General features: G+C 64.7%; 13 protein-coding genes. 10 read left to right on the forward strand and 3 right to left on the reverse strand.

Annotated elements, in window-relative coordinates:
* Nucleotides 1–30 precede the first annotated feature (30 nt).
* Nucleotides 31–4,866, forward strand: a complete 4,836-nt coding sequence (locus tag IWX75_RS05115; protein ID WP_196821156.1) for an NAD-glutamate dehydrogenase — start codon at nucleotides 31–33, stop codon at nucleotides 4,864–4,866.
* 15 nt (nucleotides 4,867–4,881) lie between these two features.
* Nucleotides 4,882–6,360, forward strand: a complete 1,479-nt coding sequence (locus IWX75_RS05120; RefSeq protein ID WP_196821157.1) for a sensor histidine kinase — start codon at nucleotides 4,882–4,884, stop codon at nucleotides 6,358–6,360.
* Nucleotides 6,361–6,524: 164 nt separating this feature from the next.
* Here IWX75_RS05120 and IWX75_RS05125 read toward each other — a convergent pair whose 3' ends face one another.
* The gene (locus tag IWX75_RS05125) at nucleotides 6,525–6,773 is read right to left on the reverse strand and encodes a WhiB family transcriptional regulator (protein WP_026533500.1); all 249 of its coding nucleotides are present in this window, start codon (nucleotides 6,771–6,773) and stop codon (nucleotides 6,525–6,527) included.
* A gap of 234 nt (nucleotides 6,774–7,007) precedes the next feature.
* Here IWX75_RS05125 and IWX75_RS05130 point away from each other — a divergent pair, with 234 nt between their 5' ends.
* Nucleotides 7,008–7,430, forward strand: a complete 423-nt coding sequence (locus tag IWX75_RS05130; RefSeq protein ID WP_196821158.1) for a hypothetical protein — start codon at nucleotides 7,008–7,010, stop codon at nucleotides 7,428–7,430.
* Here the strand turns inward: IWX75_RS05130 and IWX75_RS05135 are convergent.
* Nucleotides 7,427–11,455 (reverse strand): FtsK/SpoIIIE domain-containing protein, encoded by a 4,029-nt coding sequence (locus tag IWX75_RS05135; protein WP_196821159.1) that lies wholly within the window; start codon nucleotides 11,453–11,455, stop codon nucleotides 7,427–7,429. The two genes, IWX75_RS05130 and IWX75_RS05135, sit on opposite strands and share 4 nt — an antisense overlap.
* A gap of 395 nt (nucleotides 11,456–11,850) precedes the next feature.
* Between IWX75_RS05135 and glf the strand changes: the two genes are divergently transcribed.
* From glf to IWX75_RS05160, 5 genes are all read left to right on the forward strand, one after another.
* Nucleotides 11,851–13,038 carry a UDP-galactopyranose mutase gene (gene glf / locus IWX75_RS05140; protein WP_196821160.1) on the forward strand — a complete coding sequence of 396 codons (1,188 nt, stop codon included), beginning with the start codon at nucleotides 11,851–11,853 and terminating at the stop codon, nucleotides 13,036–13,038.
* Entirely contained in the window at nucleotides 13,035–15,047 is a 2,013-nt protein-coding gene (locus IWX75_RS05145; protein ID WP_334684119.1) for a glycosyltransferase, read from the forward strand. The genes glf and IWX75_RS05145 overlap by 4 nt, the downstream gene beginning before the upstream one ends.
* Before the next feature lie 7 nt (nucleotides 15,048–15,054).
* Nucleotides 15,055–15,939, forward strand: a complete 885-nt coding sequence (locus tag IWX75_RS05150; protein WP_334684120.1) for an ABC transporter permease — start codon at nucleotides 15,055–15,057, stop codon at nucleotides 15,937–15,939.
* Nucleotides 15,940–15,947: 8 nt separating this feature from the next.
* Nucleotides 15,948–16,697 carry an ABC transporter ATP-binding protein gene (locus IWX75_RS05155; RefSeq protein WP_196821379.1) on the forward strand — a complete coding sequence of 250 codons (750 nt, stop codon included), beginning with the start codon at nucleotides 15,948–15,950 and terminating at the stop codon, nucleotides 16,695–16,697.
* Nucleotides 16,698–16,787: 90 nt separating this feature from the next.
* Nucleotides 16,788–17,837, forward strand: coding sequence for an ABC transporter substrate-binding protein (locus tag IWX75_RS05160; protein ID WP_196821162.1), 1,050 nt, complete (start codon nucleotides 16,788–16,790; stop codon nucleotides 17,835–17,837).
* Between the two features lie 48 nt (nucleotides 17,838–17,885).
* Here the strand turns inward: IWX75_RS05160 and IWX75_RS05165 are convergent, their stop codons facing one another.
* Nucleotides 17,886–19,949 (reverse strand): DUF6541 family protein, encoded by a 2,064-nt coding sequence (locus IWX75_RS05165; protein ID WP_196821163.1) that lies wholly within the window; start codon nucleotides 19,947–19,949, stop codon nucleotides 17,886–17,888.
* A gap of 169 nt (nucleotides 19,950–20,118) precedes the next feature.
* Here IWX75_RS05165 and IWX75_RS05170 point away from each other — a divergent pair, with 169 nt between their 5' ends.
* Nucleotides 20,119–20,892 carry a glycosyltransferase family 2 protein gene (locus tag IWX75_RS05170; RefSeq protein WP_334683550.1) on the forward strand — a complete coding sequence of 258 codons (774 nt, stop codon included), beginning with the start codon at nucleotides 20,119–20,121 and terminating at the stop codon, nucleotides 20,890–20,892.
* The gene (locus tag IWX75_RS05175; RefSeq protein WP_196821164.1) at nucleotides 20,889–21,296 is read left to right on the forward strand and encodes a DUF2304 domain-containing protein; all 408 of its coding nucleotides are present in this window, start codon (nucleotides 20,889–20,891) and stop codon (nucleotides 21,294–21,296) included. The genes IWX75_RS05170 and IWX75_RS05175 overlap by 4 nt, the downstream gene beginning before the upstream one ends.

The following is a 21,296-nucleotide window of genomic DNA, read 5'->3' on the forward strand; positions in this document are numbered from 1 at the left end:
GTCTTTAATTTCGTTTTGGAGGCGTTTTCCATGTCGTCTGGATCCAGCACCACGGACCAGTCCACTTCAGCCACGACCCCCGAGGATTTCATCGGGCATTACTATGAACACCTCGCGGCGGAGGACGCCGGAAGCTACAGCGGGCAGATGCTCCAGGATCGGGCGGTGAGGCACCGCGAACTGGCGGCAAAACGTGCGCCGGGGCAGGCCGTCGTGGAGGTCTTCGACCAGGCCAATTCAAGTGTGGTCCTGATCGTCACCGACGACATGCCGTTCCTCGTGGACTCGGTCACAGCAGAACTGGTGCGCCTCAATGCCGCGATCCGGCTGGTCGTCCACCCCACCTTCGTTGCCACCCGCAGCCGGGAGACGCATGCGCTCAGCAGTCTGCAGCGGGTCCCCTCCGTCGCGGGAGTGTCGAGCGGGGATACCGCTGCCCTGCCGGATATTTCCGGTTATGTGGCCCTCGCTGATCAGAGCGCCTCCATCGAGTCCTGGATATCGGTGGAAATCGGGAAGGTCGCCGACGACACCGAGCGGTCCGCCGTTGTGCGGGGGTTGCTCGGCGTCCTCCAGGATGTCCGTGCCGCCGTTGAGGACTGGCCCGCGATGCGCAGCAAGGTCCGGAGCATCGAGGCTTCCCTTGCGTCGACCGAGGGTGCAGCCGGCATTCCGGACCTGCATCAGGCCCGGGAATTGCTCCAGTGGCTCGACGACGGGAACTTCACGTTCCTCGGGTACCGGGAGTACGACCTCGTCAGCGAGAACGGGATCGATGCACTCCGCATGCGGGATTCGAGCGGACTCGGCCTCCTGCGGGGTGGAGGTGCCAGCGGCCAGTTACAGCAGCTCACCCGCGCAGGGCGGGCAAAGGCGCGGGAGAAGCGGGTGCTGGTCATTACCAAGGCCAATTCACGGTCCACCGTCCACCGTGCCGCGTACCTCGACTACATCGGTATCAAGAACTTCGATGATCAGGGGAACGTCACCGGAGAGCGCAGGTTCATCGGGCTTTTCGCCACCAGCGCCTACACCGGCTCGGTGCGGAACGTGCCGATCGTCAGGGACAAGGTCGCGGAGGTGCTCCATCGGTGCGGATTCCCGTCGGACTCCCACTCCGGCAAGGACCTCCTGTCCATTCTCGAAACGTACCCGCGCGACGAACTGTTCCAGATCGACGTCCAGGACCTCGTAGCGACGGCACTGGGCATACTTCGCCTGCAGGAACGTCGCCGCACCCGCCTGTTCCTGCGCCCCGACGTCTACGGCCGCTTCATGTCCGCGCTCGTCTATCTTCCCCGCGACCGGTATACCACCAGCGTCCGGCTGCGGTTCGAGGAGGAGCTGCGCAGCACTTTCCATGCTGACTCCATCGACTTCGAAGCGCGCATGAGCGAATCCGCCCTGGCGCGGTTGTTCTTCCGGATCCGGCTGACCCGCGGCGACGAAGTGGCGGAAGTCGACGCCGCCGCTCTCGAGGAACGGCTGGTCCGGGCCGCGCGTTCCTGGTCCGAGGGGATCACCGAGGTGGCCCATGGACGGTTTCCGCGGGAGTCCGCCGAGCGGTTGGCCGGATTGTGGGCTGAAGCCTTCCCGCCGAGCTACCGTGTCGACTACGAGGTGGAGGACGCTCTCGAGGACATCGAGCGTTTCGAGTCCCTGGACCGGTCCGCCGGCGGAGCTCCGGGGATGCATATCTACGTACCGACGCGCGCGGGGAACCAGCGTGAAGAGGATGCACGGCTCAAGCTCTACCTCACGGAGTCCAAGAGCCTCACCCAGATTCTGCCGTTCCTCCATAATCTCGGCCTCGAGGTGCTCGACGAGCGTCCCTTCGAGATCGAGCGCGCCGACGGAGAGTCATATTTCCTCTATGACCTGGGCCTGAAGTACCCGCAGGGCGTCGATCCCGGGGCCACCGCGTCCCTCCTGAAGGATGCCTTCGCTGCCGCCGTCGTGGGGAACAGCGAGTCGGACACGTTCGACCGGCTCGTCCTGCGGGAGGGGCTCAGCTGGCGCCGGGTCCTCATCCTTCGGAGCTACGCCAAGTACATGCGCCAGATGGGCAACACCAATTCCTACGGCTTCGTGGCCGACACCCTGCTGCGCAACGCCGTCGTCGGCCGCGCGCTCGTCGCCCTTTTCGAGGCACGTTTCGACCCGGATGCCCGGGGTAACCGTGAGGAGTCGGCGGACAGTGCGCGTCAGGTGCTCGATGCAGGCCTCGAGCAGGTACCCACGCTCGACGCCGACCGCGTGTTGCGCACGTTCGCGAACCTGATCGAGGCAACCTCGCGCACCAACTACTTCCAGGGCAAACGGCATCTCAGCTTCAAGCTCAATACATCGATGGTCGAGGGGGCGCCGTTCCCCCGGCCGAAGTTCGAGATCTGGGTCTACTCACCGCAGGTGGAGGGTGTTCACCTGCGGTTCGGGGCCATCGCGCGTGGTGGCCTTCGCTGGTCGGACAGGCGGGAGGATTTCCGCACCGAGGTGCTGGGGCTCGTCAAGGCGCAGACCGTCAAGAACGCCGTCATTGTTCCCACCGGAGCCAAGGGCGGTTTCTTCGCGAAACAGCTCCCGGACCCTTCGGTCGACCGGTCGGCGTGGCTCGCGGAAGGACAGTCCAGCTACCGGACGTTCATCCGCGGGCTACTGGACATCACCGATAATCTTGCGACGACCGACGGTTCGGAAGTCGTTGTTCCGCCGGAGCGGGTGGTCCGGCACGACGGCGATGACACCTACCTCGTCGTCGCAGCCGACAAGGGAACGGCGTCTTTCTCCGACATCGCGAATGACCTCTCCCGCGAGTACGGCTTCTGGCTCGGCGATGCTTTCGCCTCGGGTGGATCGGTCGGCTACGACCATAAGGCCATGGGGATCACGGCTCGCGGCGCATGGGAATCGGTGAAGCGGCATTTCAGCGAGTTCGACCTCGATACGCAGACACAACCTTTCACTGTCGTGGGAGTGGGCGACATGAGTGGTGACGTGTTCGGGAACGGCATGCTGTTGTCCGAACATCTCCGGCTCGTCGCGGCCTTCGACCACCGCCATATTTTCCTCGACCCGAACCCGGACTCCGCGGCTTCATTCGCTGAACGGCGCCGCCTCTTCGCCCTGCCACGGTCGAGCTGGGAGGATTACAGCACCACGCTCCTCAGCACCGGCGGCGGAATCTATTCACGCCAGGCGAAATCGGTACCGGTATCCGAGGAGGTACGCGCGGTTCTGGGGATCGAAGGAACGGCCGCATCCATGAGTCCTCCCGAGTTGCTGCGGGCGATCCTTCGGGCGCCCGTGGACCTGCTGTACAACGGTGGAATCGGAACCTACGTCAAGGCCGAGTCTGAGACCCATGCGGAGGTCGGGGACCGTGCGAACGACGCCATCCGGGTGAACGGCAGCGAGCTGCGGGTGAAGGTGGTCGGCGAGGGCGGAAACCTCGGCATGACCCAGCGGGGCCGGATCGAGGCCGCGCTGGCCGGAGTTGTCCTCAACACCGATGCGATCGACAACTCCGCCGGAGTGGACTGCTCGGACCACGAAGTGAACATCAAGATCTTCGTCGACCGTATGGTGAAGATCGGCCGGCTCTCAGCAGCCGAGAGGCCGGAATTCCTTGCCTCGATGACTGACGAAGTTGCCGGCCTCGTCCTGCAGGACAACGTGGACCAGAACGTCCTGTTGCTCAACGACCGGCAGCGGGTGGTGGAGTGGAGCCCTAGCTTCGAGCGGTTGATGGACTGGCTCGAACAGAAGGCAGACCTCGATCGGTCACTGGAGGCACTGCCCACAACTGCGGAGCTGCGTGCACGGCTCGAGACCGGCCAGGGCCTTACCTCACCGGAATTGTCGGTGCTGGCCGCCTACGCCAAGATCGAGCTGACGAAAGCGCTCACGAAGAGCAATCTTGCCGATGACCCGTGGTTCTCCGGAACCCTGAGGCGGTATTTCCCGCAGCAACTGGTGGAGCGGTTCGACGACGTACTGGACACGCACCCGCTACGGCGCGAGATCATCGCGACGGTGGTTGCCAACGACATGATCAACCTCGGCGGCATCACCTTCGCCTTCCGCGTCATGGAGGAGACCTCGGTGCCGGAGGTCGTGATCGCGAAGGCTTTCGTGGCGCTTCGGGAGATCTATGATCTCGATGAGACGGTGCGCGCACTGGCGGAACTGCCGGCGGACTTCCCGACCGACCACTGGTCCACCGTCCACCTCGACCTGCGCCGTCTTCTTGACCGGGCCGTGCGCTGGTTCGTGAACCACGTGGAGCAGGGAACCACAGTGGAGCAGGACGTTGCGGCGTTCAAGCCCCTCATCGCTCCGCTTCGGTCGAAGCTGGCGAACTACGTCCGCGGCTGCGACCTTGCCCGTGTGGAGCAGTGGAGTGCCCGCGCGGAGGAGTGGGGGCTTCCCGAGGGAATCGGCCAGCACTGGGCGGAGCAATTCGAATCGTTCGCGCTCCTGGACATCGCGATCAGCACCCGGCGTGTCGATGAACCGGTGGAGGAGATCGCCCGGGTCTACTACGCCGTCTATGACCGTTTCGAGGTGGACAACCTCCTTGAACGGATCACCAAGCTGCCCCGCAGCGATCGGTGGCAAGCGCTTGCCCGTGCAGCACTGCGGGATGACCTCTATTCGACCGTCGCCGACATCTCTGTGGCGGTGCTCCGGGCGTCCAGGGAGGTGGGCGGTGGCGACCCCACCCTCCGGCTCAAGGAGTGGGAAGCCCAGAATGCCGACCAGCTCAAACGAGCCAGCAATATGTTCGCCGAGGTGAACCGCCTGGAACGTGACGACATCTCGTCGCTTTCGGTAGCGCTCCGCCTGCTGCGTTCGATCGTGCGCTGAGCCGGGGAGGACATCATGGCAATGTTTGCTGACCCGATACGGGAGTACGCGGGGTTCGGTCCCGGCGACGCGGAGTGGCTGCACCTCCTGGTCGGCGACTGGCAGATGGTTGCGGACCTCGCGTTCGCGGACCTTGCGCTATGGTTCCCGCTCGAGGGCGGCGGTTTTGTGGCGCTGGCGCATGCCCGGCCCTCGACCTCGCACACCGTCTTCCATAGTGACTTCGTGGGGGAGCGGATTCGTGCCGACCTTCAGCCGCTGGTCGAACAGGCGTGGGAATCGCAGAAGATCGAGCGTTCCGGCGAGACCAACTGGACCACCGAAATGGCCATGCGGGTGGAGGCCGTCCCCATGGTGAGGAACGGGCGGACGCTTGCGGTGGTCACGACCCATCTGGACCTGTCGAGCTCCCGCATGCCGTCCAGGCTGGAGTTGACCTACCGGCAGTGTGCCTATGACCTCCTGCGCATGGGGACGCTTGGTCTGTGGCCCGATTTCGCAACGCCCACAGGCTCGCGCCGAGGTGCCCCCCGCGTGGGAGACGGATTGATCCGGCTGGATGTCGACGGAATCGTTCAGTACGCCAGCCCCAACGGGGTGTCCGCGTTCCGGCGGCTCGGTGATGTCGAAACGCTCGAGGGCCGCCCCCTGGCTGAGATCACCACCGCGCTGCTCAAGGACGGGCGGATGGTTGACGAGACGCTGCCGCTGGTAGTGACCGGCCGGATGCCGTGGCGCACGGAAATCGGATCGAAGGGCGTCAGTCTCTCCCTGCGTGCCATCCCGCTGCGTGACGAGAAGGAACGTTTCGGAGCCCTGGTCCTCTGCCGTGATGTCTCCGAGCTCCGGCGGCGCGAGATGGAACTCGTTTCCAAGGACGCCACTATCCGGGAGATCCACCACCGCGTGAAGAACAATCTGCAGACCGTTGCCGCGCTCCTGCGGATGCAGTCCCGCCGAATGGTCAGCGACGAGGGAAAACTCGGCCTCGAGCAGGCGATGCGGCGGGTATCGACCATTGCCCTGGTTCACGAGACACTTTCCCAGGGTCTGTCGCAGGTTGTGGATTTCGATGAGCTGATCGCGCGTCAGTTCCGCCTTTCGGCCGAGGTCGCGTCGCCGTCGCAGACGGTGCGCACCGAACGTCAGGGCGATTTCGGTGAACTTCCCAGCGACTTCGCCACGCCGCTTGCGCTCGTCATCAACGAGTTGGTCACCAACGCCGTCGAGCACGGGCTGTCCGAAAGGGCAGGTACGGTGTGGCTCCTGGCCAACCGGCGGATCGCGGATGACGGTGAGGAGATCCTTGAGGTCACCATCGCTGACGACGGCGCGGGGCTTCCCCCCGGCGGGCACGCCGAAGGCCTGGGGCTGCAGATCGTCCGTACTTTGGTCACCAGCGAACTCGGGGGGAGTATCTCCTGGAGCGCGAGGCAGGGCGGAGGAACGTCCGTGAGTATCGAGATGGGCCTGAGCCATAACCAGGGCTCCTGAGCCGGACTTTCCAGGGAGTTCGGGACCGGTTGTTCCGGGCCGGCCGAGCAAAAAGCCCGAAACAAGGAAGGACCGCCCTGAGGCGGTCCTTCTCCGGTTCTGCCGTCACCCGGCAATTCTTGCGGGGTCGTTCCGTTCCCTGGCGGTGATGGCCAGGGATTCCGTCAGGACGCTCTGCGCGCCCGGGCGGCGCGACGCTTCAATGCACGGCGTTCGTCCTCGCTGAGACCGCCCCAGACGCCGGCATCCTGGCCGGATTCAATCGCCCACTGAAGGCATGTGTCCATCACCTGGCAGCGACGGCAGACGCTTTTGGCCTCTTCGATCTGAAGAAGCGCCGGTCCGGTGTTTCCGACCGGGAAAAACAGCTCCGGGTCCTTGTCCAGACACGCAGCGCGGCTACGCCAATCCATGCTAATCACATTCTCCTTCGACCCTGCTTGTGAAAAAATTCACGAGGGGTCACATAGTAAAGGGGCCGAATTTGGCCCCCGCTTTTATCTGCTATTAAGGCTGACACGTTACCTACTGGTAAACAAGGGGTTGCGCACCGCTAATTGTTGCTATTGGTGAGCGATGCGTCACAGGGTCCAGAATGCCGCCCGGAAAAGGCCGTCCCTGTCGGGTATCTCCGATAGGGTGCTCGTGTGTCGACACCCCAGGATCCGTTGCCTCTCCGACGTCCCGCCTCAGTGGTGGTCCTGGCGCTCGTCCTCCTTGGAGAGGCTTTGGCCCTTGCCGCACTGGCTTTGGGCTACATTCTTTCCCTCCTTGGCCCAGATCCCCTGTCGGTGGGGGGAGCGGTGTTCATGATCGTCTTCCTCCTGCTGCTCGCCGCCGGCATTCTGGCCGCCGCACGCGGGCTCCTGGGCGGTTACCGGTGGCCGAGAACGCCGTCGTTGGTGCTCCAGGTGTTCCTGGTCATCTTTTCTGTCTCCTTCCTGTCTGCGGGGGCCGTGGCTGCAGGGATCGTGGTGTTCGTCCCGGCCGGTACTGCACTGGTGCTGCTGTTCACCCAGCCGGTTGTCGCGTTCACGGTGCGGACCACCGGGGAAACGAGAATCCACTAGTCTCCTTCCGCTGCCGAGGGGGCGGCTCCGGGCGCCCCGAGTGGCGGAGAATGGTAAGGAGGCCTCCGGAAAATCTGCAGCTCCACTACAGTGCCCTGCTCCACCAGAAATGCCCGCCCAGGTTTCGGGCGCCCGTCGAGGTCGAACCGCACGCCGAAGAAGTCGCCGTCCAGGGGGCTCCGGGGTGCGAGATGAAGGCCCCTTCCCGCGGCACGGGCCTGCAGTGCGAGCGGAACGCGAATCGGCAGCGATGCGCCGGGGACTACCGTCAGTACTGCCGCGGCTCCCCGAGCGACCCAGGATGCAAGGACCGGCTGGACATCCGTCGGCAGTGCGTCGGCATCGTCCACGAGGAGCACGCACTTTCTCGGATCCGGATTGCCGCTTCCACGTTCCAGGAGTCTCCAATAGGACGACGGATCATCAGTAGCCGCGGCCCTCAGGATAGTTGTGCCCGGGCCGGTTCCTGCGCCCTGCTCGATGACGTCGAGCAGGTTGCTCCGCCCGGATCCACGGGCCCCCAGCGCAATGAACGCGCTACCGGCGGGTAGTTGCAGGGAGAAAATATCAAGATTGTCGCCCGACACCCCAAGAGGAACTGTGAGTCCTTGGACATGGCTCGTTCCCTTCACCGAGGCCGGTAGGTCGATCAGTACCGGAAGGGCGGCGACCGGAAAGGGGAGCACCGTGGGCGACTGCCCGGATTCCGCGGGCCGCCGGCGTTCGACGACGAGTTGGGCCACCGCGTCCCGGCCCGGGGCCACAGGGCCCTGGACCAGTCCCCTTCCCTGGACGGGCTCCAGATCGGGAAGTTTCGGCCAGGTCAGGAGGGAGTCAGCGGCGGCGCCCGCGGGGAAGTAGATTCGGTTGGGCAGGAGGCCGAACAGCCGGCTGGACACCAGTTCCCGGTTCCCGGTGATGACGATGGTAATGTGTGCTGCTTCTCCGTCCCTGACGAGATCATGCAGGGAGTCCTCCGCCCAGGAGAAGCGGCTGTTCCGGAAGAGGCTGGTCCAGCGGCCCCATCCCGAGACAGCCAGAAGGATGGGGGTACGGTCGGCTCCGACGCCGGCGGTGAGCCTCGAGGAAAGAAGGAGTGCAAGCCGTTCCAGCACGCGGGCGGCTCGCTTGACCTCGTGACCCCCGACGTGGGCGCCCGTTTGGCTTCGCGCAGAGACGAAACCCAGGGTGGAATCGCCGTCGAGTACGTACAGGTGGGTCTCGGGCAGGAAATCGAGGCATTCCGTGAGGACATGCGCCAGGAGACCCGTCCCTCCTGCAGAGGGAATACCGACGAGCCCGAGGTGTGAGTGGTGTCCCGGTGCCCAGAACAACCCGCGTTGTGCCTGCTGTCGGGGTAGATCCAGCACGCCGAGGTAGAGCTCTCCCGGCTGTCCTTCCTGTGCCGGCACTGCCTCGGAACGCCTGGGCAACGGCGGCATCACCGGTCGACGGGGCGAAGGGTGACCACCGGTTGCGGCTGCAGCAGCTAGTGCACTGACCGCTGCCGCCAACGGGTCACCGGCCGTTCCTGCCGTTGGTGCTCTTTCGCCGCCGGGAATCGACCCGCGCGCCGGGCCGGTGAGGTGCGTCTCGAGGTCCTCAAGGCCCGAGGCGGCCGGACGCCCTGTCGGAAGGCGAAGCGATGCGGTCTGGAAGGGGACGGGAGTGTCGGAACCTACTCGGATGATGGCGCGCCCGGGCACGGAGACCGGGATGACCGCGGCCGCGGGAGACCCGATGATGTCCTGCGAATCCATCGCGGTCTGGACCCGAAAGGCCACAGCAGTATTCACGTTGGCCCGGATATCAGGGGTGATGGCGCCCTGGGGTCGCTGCGTTGCCATCACCAGGTGGAGTCCCAGGGATCTGCCGAGAGTGGCGATCCTCAGGAGCTTCTGGACCGAACCGGGAACATCATCGGTCAGCATGCGGAATTCGTCGATCACCACGATCAGGTGAGGCATGCTGACGGAACCTGCGTGCAAGGAAAGCTCCGAGATGTCCTGCATGCCATGGTCCGCCAGAATCGCTTCACGGCGGCCCAGCTCAGCCCGGAGGGAAACGAGGGAGCGGGTGACGGATTCGGTCGAGAGATCGGAAAGGAATCCGACGGCGTGGGGAAGCCGCGCGAGCTTGCCGAGTCCTGAGCCGCCCTTGAAATCGATCAGCAGGAAGTTCACCCTGGCAGGTGAATGGTTGGCTGCAATGCCCAGGAGGAGTGTGCGGAGGAACTCGGACTTTCCGGATCCGGTGGTTCCCGCCACCAGCAGGTGCGGACCTTGCTGGGCCAGGTCGAAATGGAGGGGGCCCCCGGTGCTGACACCGATCGGGCAGCCCAGACTCGAGGACTGCTGCGTCTCCCGCCACCGGGCGAGCACTGTGGGTGGTGCGGGAAATCCGTCGCCCTGGCCGGGCAGGGCCGCCGTCGCGGGAAGGTGACCCGGAGCCCGCTGAGACGACTTCGGGCCCATCCCGCCCATCGCACGCGCGGTCCTGTCGAAGGACTGCGTCCCCACCAAGTCCGGCGTCAGGAGAAGCTTGCCGCAATTCCCCGTCTGGATGGCTTTTCCCGCCCGAAGGGCCACTGTGGCTGTTGCCATTCCCGCGACGGCTGCCGTCCCGGGGCCCGGCTGGAATCGAAGGACCGCAGCCGGTCGGGCGATCGCATCGGGAAGCGGCCGGCCGCCGAAGGCGAAGACGAGATGCCGGGAGCCGTTCCGAAGCAGGTGCCCCAGTCTTCCCGGGTGGGTGACGAGCTCCACGCCGGGGAGGAACCTGGCGGCCGACGGAAGGTCGGGGAGTGAGCCCCAACAGAGGACGGAGACCGTGCCCGCGTGTCCGAAGCTGACCTGCAACAGCAGCAGCCGGGCCAGCCCCAGAAGCTCCGACGGCTCACCCTGGAAGTGCAGCTCCATCTCCTCGGAGCGATCCAGTTCGACCCCGATCAGGCAGGGCAACTGGGCCAGAAGGGGTGGTTCCCATCCCGGCACGCTGCCCCGGACCGCGACGTTGGCGCGCTGGTCCGCAAGGCCGATCCGCAGGTGGATCCGGGAGGGCGGGGTTGGGGAGCGCGGCGGAAATCTCCTGCCCTTCAGGGTCTCCGCGGCGAGGGCGAGTTCTCCGGCATCCGCTACTGCGCGTCGTCGTCGTTCCCCGTCTCTCTCCGCTGCTTCTCCGACGGCGGTATCGAAGGCTTTGGAGCGCCGGTGGCGCGTGAGGAACGGCACGACGCCGGTGACCGCTGACAGTGCGCTGAAGGCCAGGAAGAACCACATGCCGGTGGAAAGGGCCAGAGCTACGCCGAGAACCAGGGGAAGAAAGGCGGTGACGAGTTGTGTCCGTGACAGCTCGGGCGGGGGAAGGGCTTCGACGTCGAGGGGAATATCCACATCGACACCCAAGGGATCAGCGGCCGTCGCGGGGCCGTCCACGGAAGGGCCGTGAATGGAGGGTGCACGGGTGGTCGCGCTGCCCGCGGGAAAACCGGGCAGCGCGATCCTGCAGGTACTTGACCCGCACGTGATCAGGGAGCTGGTGGTGATCGTACTCTCAGTGATCAGGGCGCCATCCACCCAGGTGCCGTTGGACGAGTGCGCGTCCGAAAGAGTGATCCGTTCCTTCCCGACGACCAGGGGGGCGTGGTGCCGGGACATCTCGGGATCACTGATCGGGATGTCGCCATGGTCGCGACCGATCGTATGCGTGCCGCGCGCCAGGGGGGTGAGTCGTCCTGCGTCCGGACCGGTATGCACGACGAAGACGAGGGAGGGGCTTGGTGTCCTGCCTGTGGTAGCCGTTGCTCCTGCAACGACCACTGCTCCGTCGACCAGCGGGAAGTCGCCGGGAGTGAGTGTTTCGAGGGGCAGCCCGGCCACGGTGAGAAGTGGGGTTCCGGCGAGCTTCCCCAAACTATTGCTGATCTTGGTCCCGCTGTCCAGGAGCGCAGTGTCGACGACAAGTTCCCGGACGGGCTGCTCCACGAGCGCAGCGATGACCAGCGATAGGTGCAGCGTTCCAACCACCTGCCTTCCCTCGACGCGGCCGAGCCTGCAGGTTATGGCCTGGCCAAGGTCGGGAGTGCGAGGGGCCAGGGGATGTGAACAACAGGTCAGGGCGACAGTACCTCCCGACCCACGAGCCGTCGATCGCCCTGACGGTTGGACCGGCCTGATCCGCGATCCCCATCCGGCCCCGCCGTGGTCGGTCATGCCCGCGCGTGTTCCGACGATGATCACCTGACGAGGCGCCATATCGAGACCTGAGTCCGCGCCTCCCGGACCCGGTTCCTGGCCACCACCGCTTCACAGCGTGCACACGGCCGGGGGCCGAGCGTTGCCGGGATCATGTACCGCATCGGGTAACCTTGACCGGCAGGCAGTTGATGTTCATGCCTGCCCAAAACAACTCAGGAGACTTTGTGAACGTTGATCTCGTCGTCGTAGGTTCGGGCTTTTTCGGACTGACCATCGCGGAACGAGCTGCAACCCAGCTGGGGCTCAAAGTCGCAGTACTCGACCGCCGCCACCATATCGGCGGCAACGCCTACAGCGAGAACGAGGCGCAGACCGGAATCGAGGTACACCGCTACGGTGCCCACCTCTTCCACACCTCCAACGAGCGCGTGTGGGACTATGTCGGGAACTTCACGAAGTTCACCAACTACGTGCACAAGGTCTATACCCGCCACAAGGGTGAGGTGTACCCCATGCCCATCAACCTGGGAACGATCAACCAGTTCTTCCGCTCGGCCTACGGGCCCGAGGAAGCACGAGCGCTGATCCAGGAGCAGGCCGGCGAGTTGGCGGGAACCGATCCCCAGAACCTGAACGACAAGGGCATCCAGCTGATCGGGCGTCCGCTCTACGAGGCGTTCATCAAGTACTACACCGGGAAGCAGTGGCAGACGGACCCCAAGAACCTTCCCGCCGAGATCATTTCCCGGCTTCCGGTCCGCTACACCTATGACAATCGGTACTTCAACGACAAGTACGAGGGACTCCCCGTCGACGGCTATACGGCCTGGATCGAGCGGATGGCAGACCACCCGAACATCTCCGTCCAGCTCAATACCGACTTCTTCGACGAGGGACACGAGTACTCCCGGTCGACGACCCTGGGGCAGGTTCCCGTGGTGTACACCGGACCCGTGGACCGTTACTTCGACTACGCGGAGGGTGACCTGTCCTGGCGGACGATCGACCTCGAGGAGGAGGTCCTTCCCGTGGAAGATTTCCAGGGCTGCTCCGTCATGAACTATCCGGACGAGGACGCCGCCTTCACCCGGATCCACGAGTTCCGCCACTTCCACCCCGAGCGCGCATACACCAAGGACGCCACCGTCATCATGCGCGAATTCTCCCGCTTCGCGGAGAAGGATGACGAGCCCTACTACCCGATCAACACCGCGGACGACCGGGCCAAGCTGCTCGCCTACCGCGATCTGGCGAAGGGTGAGAAGTCGGTGCTGTTCGGCGGGAGGCTGGGAACCTACAAGTACCTCGATATGCATATGGCCATCGGATCGGCGCTGGGAATGTTCGACAACAAGATCACGCCGCACTTCACCGGTGGGACAACCCTTGAAAGCGGGGGAGTGGACGCGTGAGTGCTGCGGCGACCGACACCCTCGCTGGCAAGGAAATGGCCGGCCCCGCCTATCGGGTGGTGCAGCGCGTCGTTCTTCCGCTGGACGGCGATACCGATGTGCTGCCGCTCTACGTCGACTTCAACTCCGCACGGCGGGTCGTCGAGCACACCAAGCGCGCCATCCGGCGAGGTGCACCGAAAACGCCTGAGCATCTTCCCGAAAGCACGCACCAGCGTTCGGACTTCATCGTCGGACGGTGGAGCCTGCGGCTCCCTGCGTTCCGGAGGATCTCGCTCGGCACGTATTTCAACGCCTTTCCGGCGAGCTACTGGCGCAAGCACACCGAGGTCCGGTCAGTCCGGCTGACGGTGGAGGTCGACGCCGAGGCAACAGTGATCGTCTACCGATCGAGCCCGCGCGGCGTCGCGAACCGCGTCGACAGCGCGCACGTCCTCAAGGGGCAGGCCTCGTTCGATCTTCCCGTCACGGCTTTCGTCGACGGCGGATGGTACTGGTTCGATCTGGTGGCACACGTCGACAACGTCACACTGGTCGGCGCGTCCTGGGCGGTCGAGGAGTCGAAGCAGCTGCAGCGCGGCTCCCTGTCGGTCGCGGTCACCACCTTCAACCGGCCCGACTACGCACTCCGCCACATCTCCACCCTTGCCGACGACGCCGGCGTGATGGAAGTGCTGGACCGCCTGATCATCGTCGACCAGGGCACCGACAAGGTGAGGCTCCAGGAAGGATATGCCGACGCCGCGGCGCAGCTGGGCGAGAAGTTCCTCCTCGTCGAACAGGCGAACATCGGCGGATCGGGTGGTTTCGCCCGGGGCATGCACGAGACGCTCGAGGCGGGTGACAGCACCTATGTGCTCCTCCTCGATGACGATGTCAGCATCGAGACCGAGGGAATCCTGCGGGCGGTCAACTTCGCCGATTTCACCACCAAGCCCACCATCGTGGGTGGCCACATGTTCAACCTCTACGAGAGGTCGGTCCTCCACACCTTCGGGGAGCAGGTCGATCAGAGACGGTTCTTCTGGGGACCGGCAGCCAATACGAAGGAAGGCCACGATTTCGCGGCGAGCAACCTGAGGACCAGCCCCTGGATGCACCGCCGGGTGGATGTCGACTACAACGGCTGGTGGATGTGCATGATCCCCACGAGCATCGTCCGCGAGGTCGGGTTGTCGCTCCCGGTCTTCATCAAGTGGGACGACGCCGAATACGGGCTCCGCGCCCAGCAGCACGGCTATCGGACGGTCACCCTGCCCGGTGCCGCCGTCTGGCACATGCCGTGGACCGAGAAGGACGACACCATCGACTGGCAGGCTTACTACCACCAGCGGAACCGGTGGGTTGCCACGCTCTCGCATTCCTCCCAGCCGAAGGGTGGCAGGATGCCGTTCGAGAGTTTCGCCATCGACGTGCGGCACCTCCTGTCCATGCAGTATTCGGCAGTGGAAGTGCGGTTGAAGGCCCTGGAGGATGTCCTGTCCGGGCCCGACCACCTTCACCGGACGATCGGTGAGCGGCTGCCATGGATCCGCGCTACACGGGCTACCTTCAGCGACGCCCAGATCAAGCCGGACCGGAGTGCCTTCCCCGAAGTCCGGCCGCCGTCGATCCGTAAGGAAGTCGAGGAACCCGTCGTCGTGGCGGAGTCCCTCCTTCGTGCCGGACTCGGCGCGCTTCGCCAGTTCCGGGCGGTCGACCCGGAGGCCCGGGCCCATCCCCAGGCCGAGGTACCGGCGATGGACGCACGGTGGTGGCGCCTGACCGGACTGGACTCGGCACTGGTTTCGTCGTCGGACGGATCAGGATCGTCCTGGTACAAGCGCGACCGGAAACAGTTCGTGAGCATGTTGCTGCGGACGATGGCACTGCACCGCTCGCTGCTTCTTCGCTGGAACACGCTCAGCGCGGACTACCATGAGGCACTTCCCCGCTTCACCGGGCGTGAGGCCTGGGCCGAGACGTTCACAGCAGCGACTGTTCCCGGTGAAGAGCCGAAGGTGTTGTGAGTTGGGAGTGCTGACTTCCAGCAGTGCAGAATCCTCGGATTCGCTGCTCCCCCCGGGAAGAGGACGCGGCCTGCGCGATGTGCTCCGCGACCGCTTCCTCCTGAAGCTGCTCGTCCGCAAGGAGATCCGGGTCCGATACCGCGGGTCGGTGCTCGGCCTGATGTGGTCCTACCTCAAGCCCCTCCTGCAGTTCGCCGTCTACTATGTGGCACTGGGAATCTTCCTGAATCTCCAGGGATCCACACCGAACTATGCCGTCTACCTCTTTTCGGGCATCGTCCTCATCAACTTCTTCACCGAGGCGCTCGGAAACGCCACCCGCTCGATCGTCGAGAACCGGGACCTGATCCGGAAGATCTACCTGCCCCGGGAGCTCTTTCCCGTTGCTGCCGTGTGGGTTTCCGCCGTCCACTTCTTCCCCCAGGTGGTCGTCCTCATGGGCGCCTGCCTGATCGTGGGCTGGGTTCCTTCAGTCCTTCAGATCGCTGCACTGGTGGTTGCCTTCCTTCTGGTGGCGGTCCTAGCGACAGGGCTCGGCCTGCTGTTCGGCGCCGCCAACGTCTATTTTCGGGACTCCGAGAATATCGTCGACATGATCCTGATGATCGTCACGTGGGCCTCACCCGTGCTCTATGTCTGGAGCATGGTCGAAGACGTTCTCGGCCGCTGGTTCTTCCTTTACCAGCTGAACCCGATGACCGTCGCGGTCGAGCTGTTCCATTGGGCCTTCTGGTACCCCACGCTCACGGACGTCGAACTGGCGGCTGCTCCGCTCCCGCCCGACCTGCTGACCGTCTGGACTCCGATCGCGCTGGCGGTCACGGTCCTGATCATGTTCCTCGGGCAGATCACCTTCCGGCGCCTCTCGGCCAACTTCGCGCAGGAGCTGTGATGAAGGCGATGGTGGACGATCCGGCGATCGTCTGTGTCGGTGTCCAGAAGCAGTTCGTGCTGCGCCACACGCGTTCCCTCAAGGAAGCGCTCGTGTGGATCGTGAAGGGACGCAAGGGCGATCTCTCCAAGAAGTTCGATGCGCTGCAGGAGGTCTCGCTCACCGTCAACCGTGGTGAAACCGTGGCGCTCCTCGGCCTGAACGGCTCCGGGAAATCGACACTCCTCAAGCTCATCTCCGGCGTCCTGCAGCCGGACAGGGGGTCGCTGCTGACGAAGGGCAGGATCGCCGGGCTGATCGAGGTCGGGGCCGGTTTCCACCATGACCTCAGCGGCCGGGACAACGTCTACCTGAACGGCGCTATCCTCGGCATGTCCGAGCACAAGATCAATGCGATGTTCGATTCCATCGTCGATTTCGCCGAGATCGGCGAGTTCATCGATACCGAAGTGAAGTTCTACTCATCGGGCATGTACCTCCGGTTGGCTTTCTCCATCGCTGTGCACACCGATCCGGAAATCTTCCTCGTCGATGAGATCCTCGCCGTCGGTGATGAGCCGTTCCAGCGCAAGTGCCTGGCCAAGATCAAGGAACTGGCAGCAGCGGGCAAGACGCTGCTGGTGGTCAGCCACGACCTCGACCTCGTGTCAACGGTCTGCGAGCGGGGGATCCTGCTCGAACATGGAAAGCTGATCGCGGACGGGCCTGTCGGGGATGTGGTCGCCGAACTGCGCTCTCGCTCGCGCGCCGATGACTAGCCGCCCACCGGGCTCCCGGGAGCGACGCCGGTGATCCGACAGAAGGACGAAGACGCACACCATGCCGATGTTTGAGTTGAAGGTTGGATCATGACGCACCATTTCAGAAGTACTGCGGGGAGCGGGCCCAGCCGGCGGAGCGTACTGCTGGGGCTCGCAGCCCTACCCGTGGCACTCACCGCGTGCAGTTCGCCGGACGAAGGTGCAGTGCAGGCGGTACCGCCGTCCACGGAGTTCCCGGTGACGATCAGGCACAGATTCGGTGAAACCGTCATCAGGTCCGCTCCGCAGCGGATCGCGACGATCGGAGCCTCGAGCGCCGACGTCTGCCTCTCGCTCAAGGTCGTCCCGGTAGGAATGCCGGGCTCCAACGCAACGCCGTGGTTCGTCGTCGAACTGGCGGAACTGTCGTCCCCGATGCCGGTTCTCTATCCCGATGAGGTGGACCTCTCGATACCGCAGATCGAGAATCTCGAGCCGGACCTCATCCTGGCCGTCAACTCGGACCTGACCCAGGCGCAGTACGACGAACTGACGGAGATCGCGCCTGTGGTGGCCAGTACCGGGGCGGCACTGAATACGGACTGGCGGACGTCCGTGATGATGGTGGCCCAGGCGCTGGGCCAGAGCCGGGCGGGTGCTGAACTGGAAGAGGAAACCACCGAATTCATGGCGGAATCAGTATCCGATTACCCCGATCTTCCCGGCAAGACCTTCTTGTTCGTGGGCCTCTCCACAGCTCTCGGAGCGGATTTCGAGGTCTACGGTGAGGCATCCAACCCGGTCCGCATCCTCGAGGACTTCGGTCTCGTGGCCGGCCCGCTGATCGCCACGCCCGAGGCTCAGGCACTCCTGGTCGCGGACGGCACGGGGCCGGTCACTCTCCAGTGGCCCAGGGACAGGGGCGCCGAGCTGGACACCGATATCGTCATCGCCTCGATCGATCGGTTCCAGCGGGAGGAACTCGACGAGCTCGACCTGCTCGCCGAGGCTCCGGCTGCGGGCAGGGGATCCGTCGCCTATGCCACGAGGGATGTCTACACCGCTGCCCTCGAGACCGGATCGCCCCTCGGCATCCGCTGGCTCGGGCGGAACTTCATTCCGGAACTGGCGAAGGCCGCCTACTACGCGGGAAGCTAGTCCTCATACCGCCGGGGCGGGAGCGGGATTCACCCGCCACCCCGGCGATCAGCTGCAGGCAGTCATTCGGAACAGTCGGGCGTCTCCTTCTTCAGCCACGAGCTCGACCCCCGGCGCGGATTCGTCGACGAGGTCCCGCAGCCCGATAAACGGCTCCTCGCCAGGAACGATCTCCTGGTTCCCGAAATCCAGTGCCCAGTAGGCATTCAATTCATTGACTGCCGAGCACACCGACGTGTTGTAGGCCGCTTCGCCCCAATGGTCGAGGAGCGTCTGCTCCTCAGGCGTGCGCTCACCGAAGATGTGCGGCGCGATCGTCTCGCTCGAGGAGAACGCGTAGACCAGCGAAGCGCCGGTCCGGGGGTTGGCGACCACGACGTCGGTCTCGGGGACATAGTCGTCCACCCTTTCCAGCAGCGCGATCTCGTCCTCGGTCAGCAGCGGGGAGCCCTCGGTCGTTGCGAACACCTCGCGCATCCGGTCCTGCACGCCGGCGAGCGTCCCACCCTGGGTTCCGAAGCCCAACAGCAGGATCAGGGCCACCGGCACCACGTTCTGCAGGTTCTGCGGCAGCAGCCGGGCTGCGCGCCCGACGACGGACGGCCGGCGGTGAGCGGCGGTCGCGGAGTGCTGCGAGCCCAGCAGGACGTAGAGTGCCCGCACGCGCCAGGCGAGCCACTCCGCTCCGAGCACGATGACGGGGAGGGTCACCACGGGAAGGAGTGCGGCGAGACGGAAACTGTCGTTGTACCAGACGCCGGTGAGGAACGTACGGAACGCACCGAGGCTCCAGCTCGACACCACCATGTAGAGAAGGCCGCCGACGCCGTACATGGCCGCAACCCACCAGTAGGTGCGCAGCTGCCGTGCAACGACATACAGGCCGATTACCGTGAGGAGGAGGAGGATCCAGGCCGTTGTCGCCCCCATCGGAGCACTTCCGAGAATTTCCCCGATGGCCCTTGCATTGGACTGGAAGGGAGTCCAGGGGGCGAAGGCGAGGCTGGGCCTGACCAAGATCCAGGCGAGCACGACGACGACGATATAACCGGCGGTGAAGACAAGCCACAGATAGGCAGCCCGCCTGCTTTCCGTGCCGGCCCGTGCGCCCAGCCATGACCGGATGAGCCGCGCAACGACGACCGGTCCACCGAATCCGAGCAGGGCAACCGCCGTGCTCGGATGTGAGAGACCGAGACCCGGAAGCGTGGCAACGAGGGCGATCGCAGCCGGCCAGACGGAAAGCGGCCGGGCCCTCGACATCCCGACCGCCTCGATGAGCAGGCCGAGCACCACCGGCAGCAGCGCGATGGCCGCATGGTTGGGATACAGCACGCCGAAAGCGACCATCAGGTAGGGGAACCCGCTGAAGCCTGCGCAGAGGACCCCCGCACAGAGGAGGGGGATCGGTCGGTAGCCGATGATCCGGCTGATGAGGAAGATGCAGGCAAGGGGCCACACGAGGGCCCCTGTGACGATGGTCCCCACATTGACCACTGCCATCACCGACGGGGCGCCCAACATCAGCACGAGCGCCATGGAATCGTGCATGGCCGCAGGATAGAGGGCCTGTGAGGCGTCGGTGAGGTTGCCCAGGGTCAACGTCGACCCGTTCTGCGTCTCGGCAATATGGCGGATCGCATTGAGGTGGTAGACGTTGTCGAACGTCTGGGAGAAATTCTCGGGGGAGCCGAAGGCCGCAATATAGCGCCCGGCGATGATGATCGCCGGGAAAATCACGGCGACCGGCACGGCGAGTAAGGCAATCCACCGAGGGTAGTCACTGTCAAGGAGGCGCCCGTTGCCGCCCAGCGCCCCCCGCGACGCCGTCCGGCTCTTATTCGACGCGCTGCGTCGCATCAGGAGGAATCGGGCGAGGAGTGTGCCAGCCGCTGCAAGGACGCTGAAGACGAAGTAGGAGACCGGATTGAAAGGAAGCCCGGCATACGGCAGGACGATGGCCAGGCAGGCCGCTACCGACGTCGACACCGGCGCAGCCAGCGCAACCAGATTGAGCCGGCGGACACCTGCCGCCGCCAGGATGAGGAGGCCCGGAACGAAGAAAACCACCAGGGTCGCCGCGAGGGTAGGGATGGTTGCCCACCAGCTCATATATTCAATCTCCTCTAGTCGCACGCTTGCCGTGCCCTGCGCCCAGTCCGGGTCGAAGCCGGGAGGCCGGTCAGGGCCGGGAGCTTCCTGCGAACTTGAGCTCGCTTCCGGTCACGTCACCCCACGTCAGAGTAAGAACGTCGATGGTGTATTGCTATGATTGCACATCATGGGCAACTCAACGCGTTCGGGCGTTCTCATCGTCATGCCAGCGTGGAACGAAGCTGAGGCCATCGGAAACACCATCCGTGAGGTTCGAAAAATCGCGTCCCACCACGACATTCTGGTGGTCGATGACGGATCGAAGGATCAGACGGCGTGGATCGCACGGCAGGCCGGAGCGACAGTACTCAAGCTGCCGTTCAACCTGGGCGTCGGCGGTGCAATGCGGACCGGTTTCAAGTACGCGATCCGCAACGGTTATTCCGCCGTGGTGCAGGTCGACTCGGACGGACAGCACGATCCGCACGACATCGACCGGGTGGTGGCAGGGCTGCGCCACGCGGACATCTCGATCGGTGCACGCTTCGCGGGCCGGGGCAGCTACGATGCCAAAGGTCCACGGCGTTGGGCCATGGCCTTCCTTGCGCAGGTGATCTCCAAGGTTGCCGGCACCCGGTTGACCGATGTCACATCGGGCTTCCGCGCAGCCAACGAGCGGGCCCTTCACCAGTACATTGAGCATTTCCCTACTGAATACCTCGGAGACACGATCGATTCACTGGTAGTGGCCATCAAATCCGGCTGTACCGTCACGCAGGTGCCGGTGGAGATGAAAGCCCGGCAGGCAGGAACCCCGAGCCAGAGCCCATGGAAAGCGACGCTGTACCTTGCGAGGTCCGGACTGGTGCTGTGCTTCGCGCTTGCGCGAAGGAAGTCGCCCCGGGAACACCTCGTGCCGTCGTCCGGGGACATTGCCGGGGAAGGAAGTGTCCAGGCATGAGCGTCGCCTTCTCCCTCATCTCGTCGATCCTGATGGTCGTGGTGGTTCTGCTGATGCTGCGCAACGGCAAGCTGCGGGAAAAGTACGCCATCCTCTGGCTGGTCATCGGAACCCTGACCATCATCCTCGGCTTCTTTCCGCGGCTGCTCGACTGGGCGGCATCGCTCGTCGGGGTGATCGTCCCCTCGAACCTGCTGTTCGCCCTCTCGATCCTGCTGCTCGTAGGCGTCAGCCTCCATGTCTCACGCGAACTGACCATCCTGGAGGACGAAACACGCATCCTTGCAGAAGAAGTCTCCATCCTCCGCACAGCCATCGAACAATTGCAGCGGGACCCCGTGACCGCCCCTCGCGCCGGCCGCGCAGCCCCACAAGACCTGAGCCAACCATCGAAGGAAGAATGA

It is taken from the genome of Arthrobacter sp. CAN_A6 (assembly GCF_015751715.1).
In the GTDB taxonomy this organism is placed as follows: Bacteria; Actinomycetota; Actinomycetes; order Actinomycetales; family Micrococcaceae; genus Arthrobacter_D.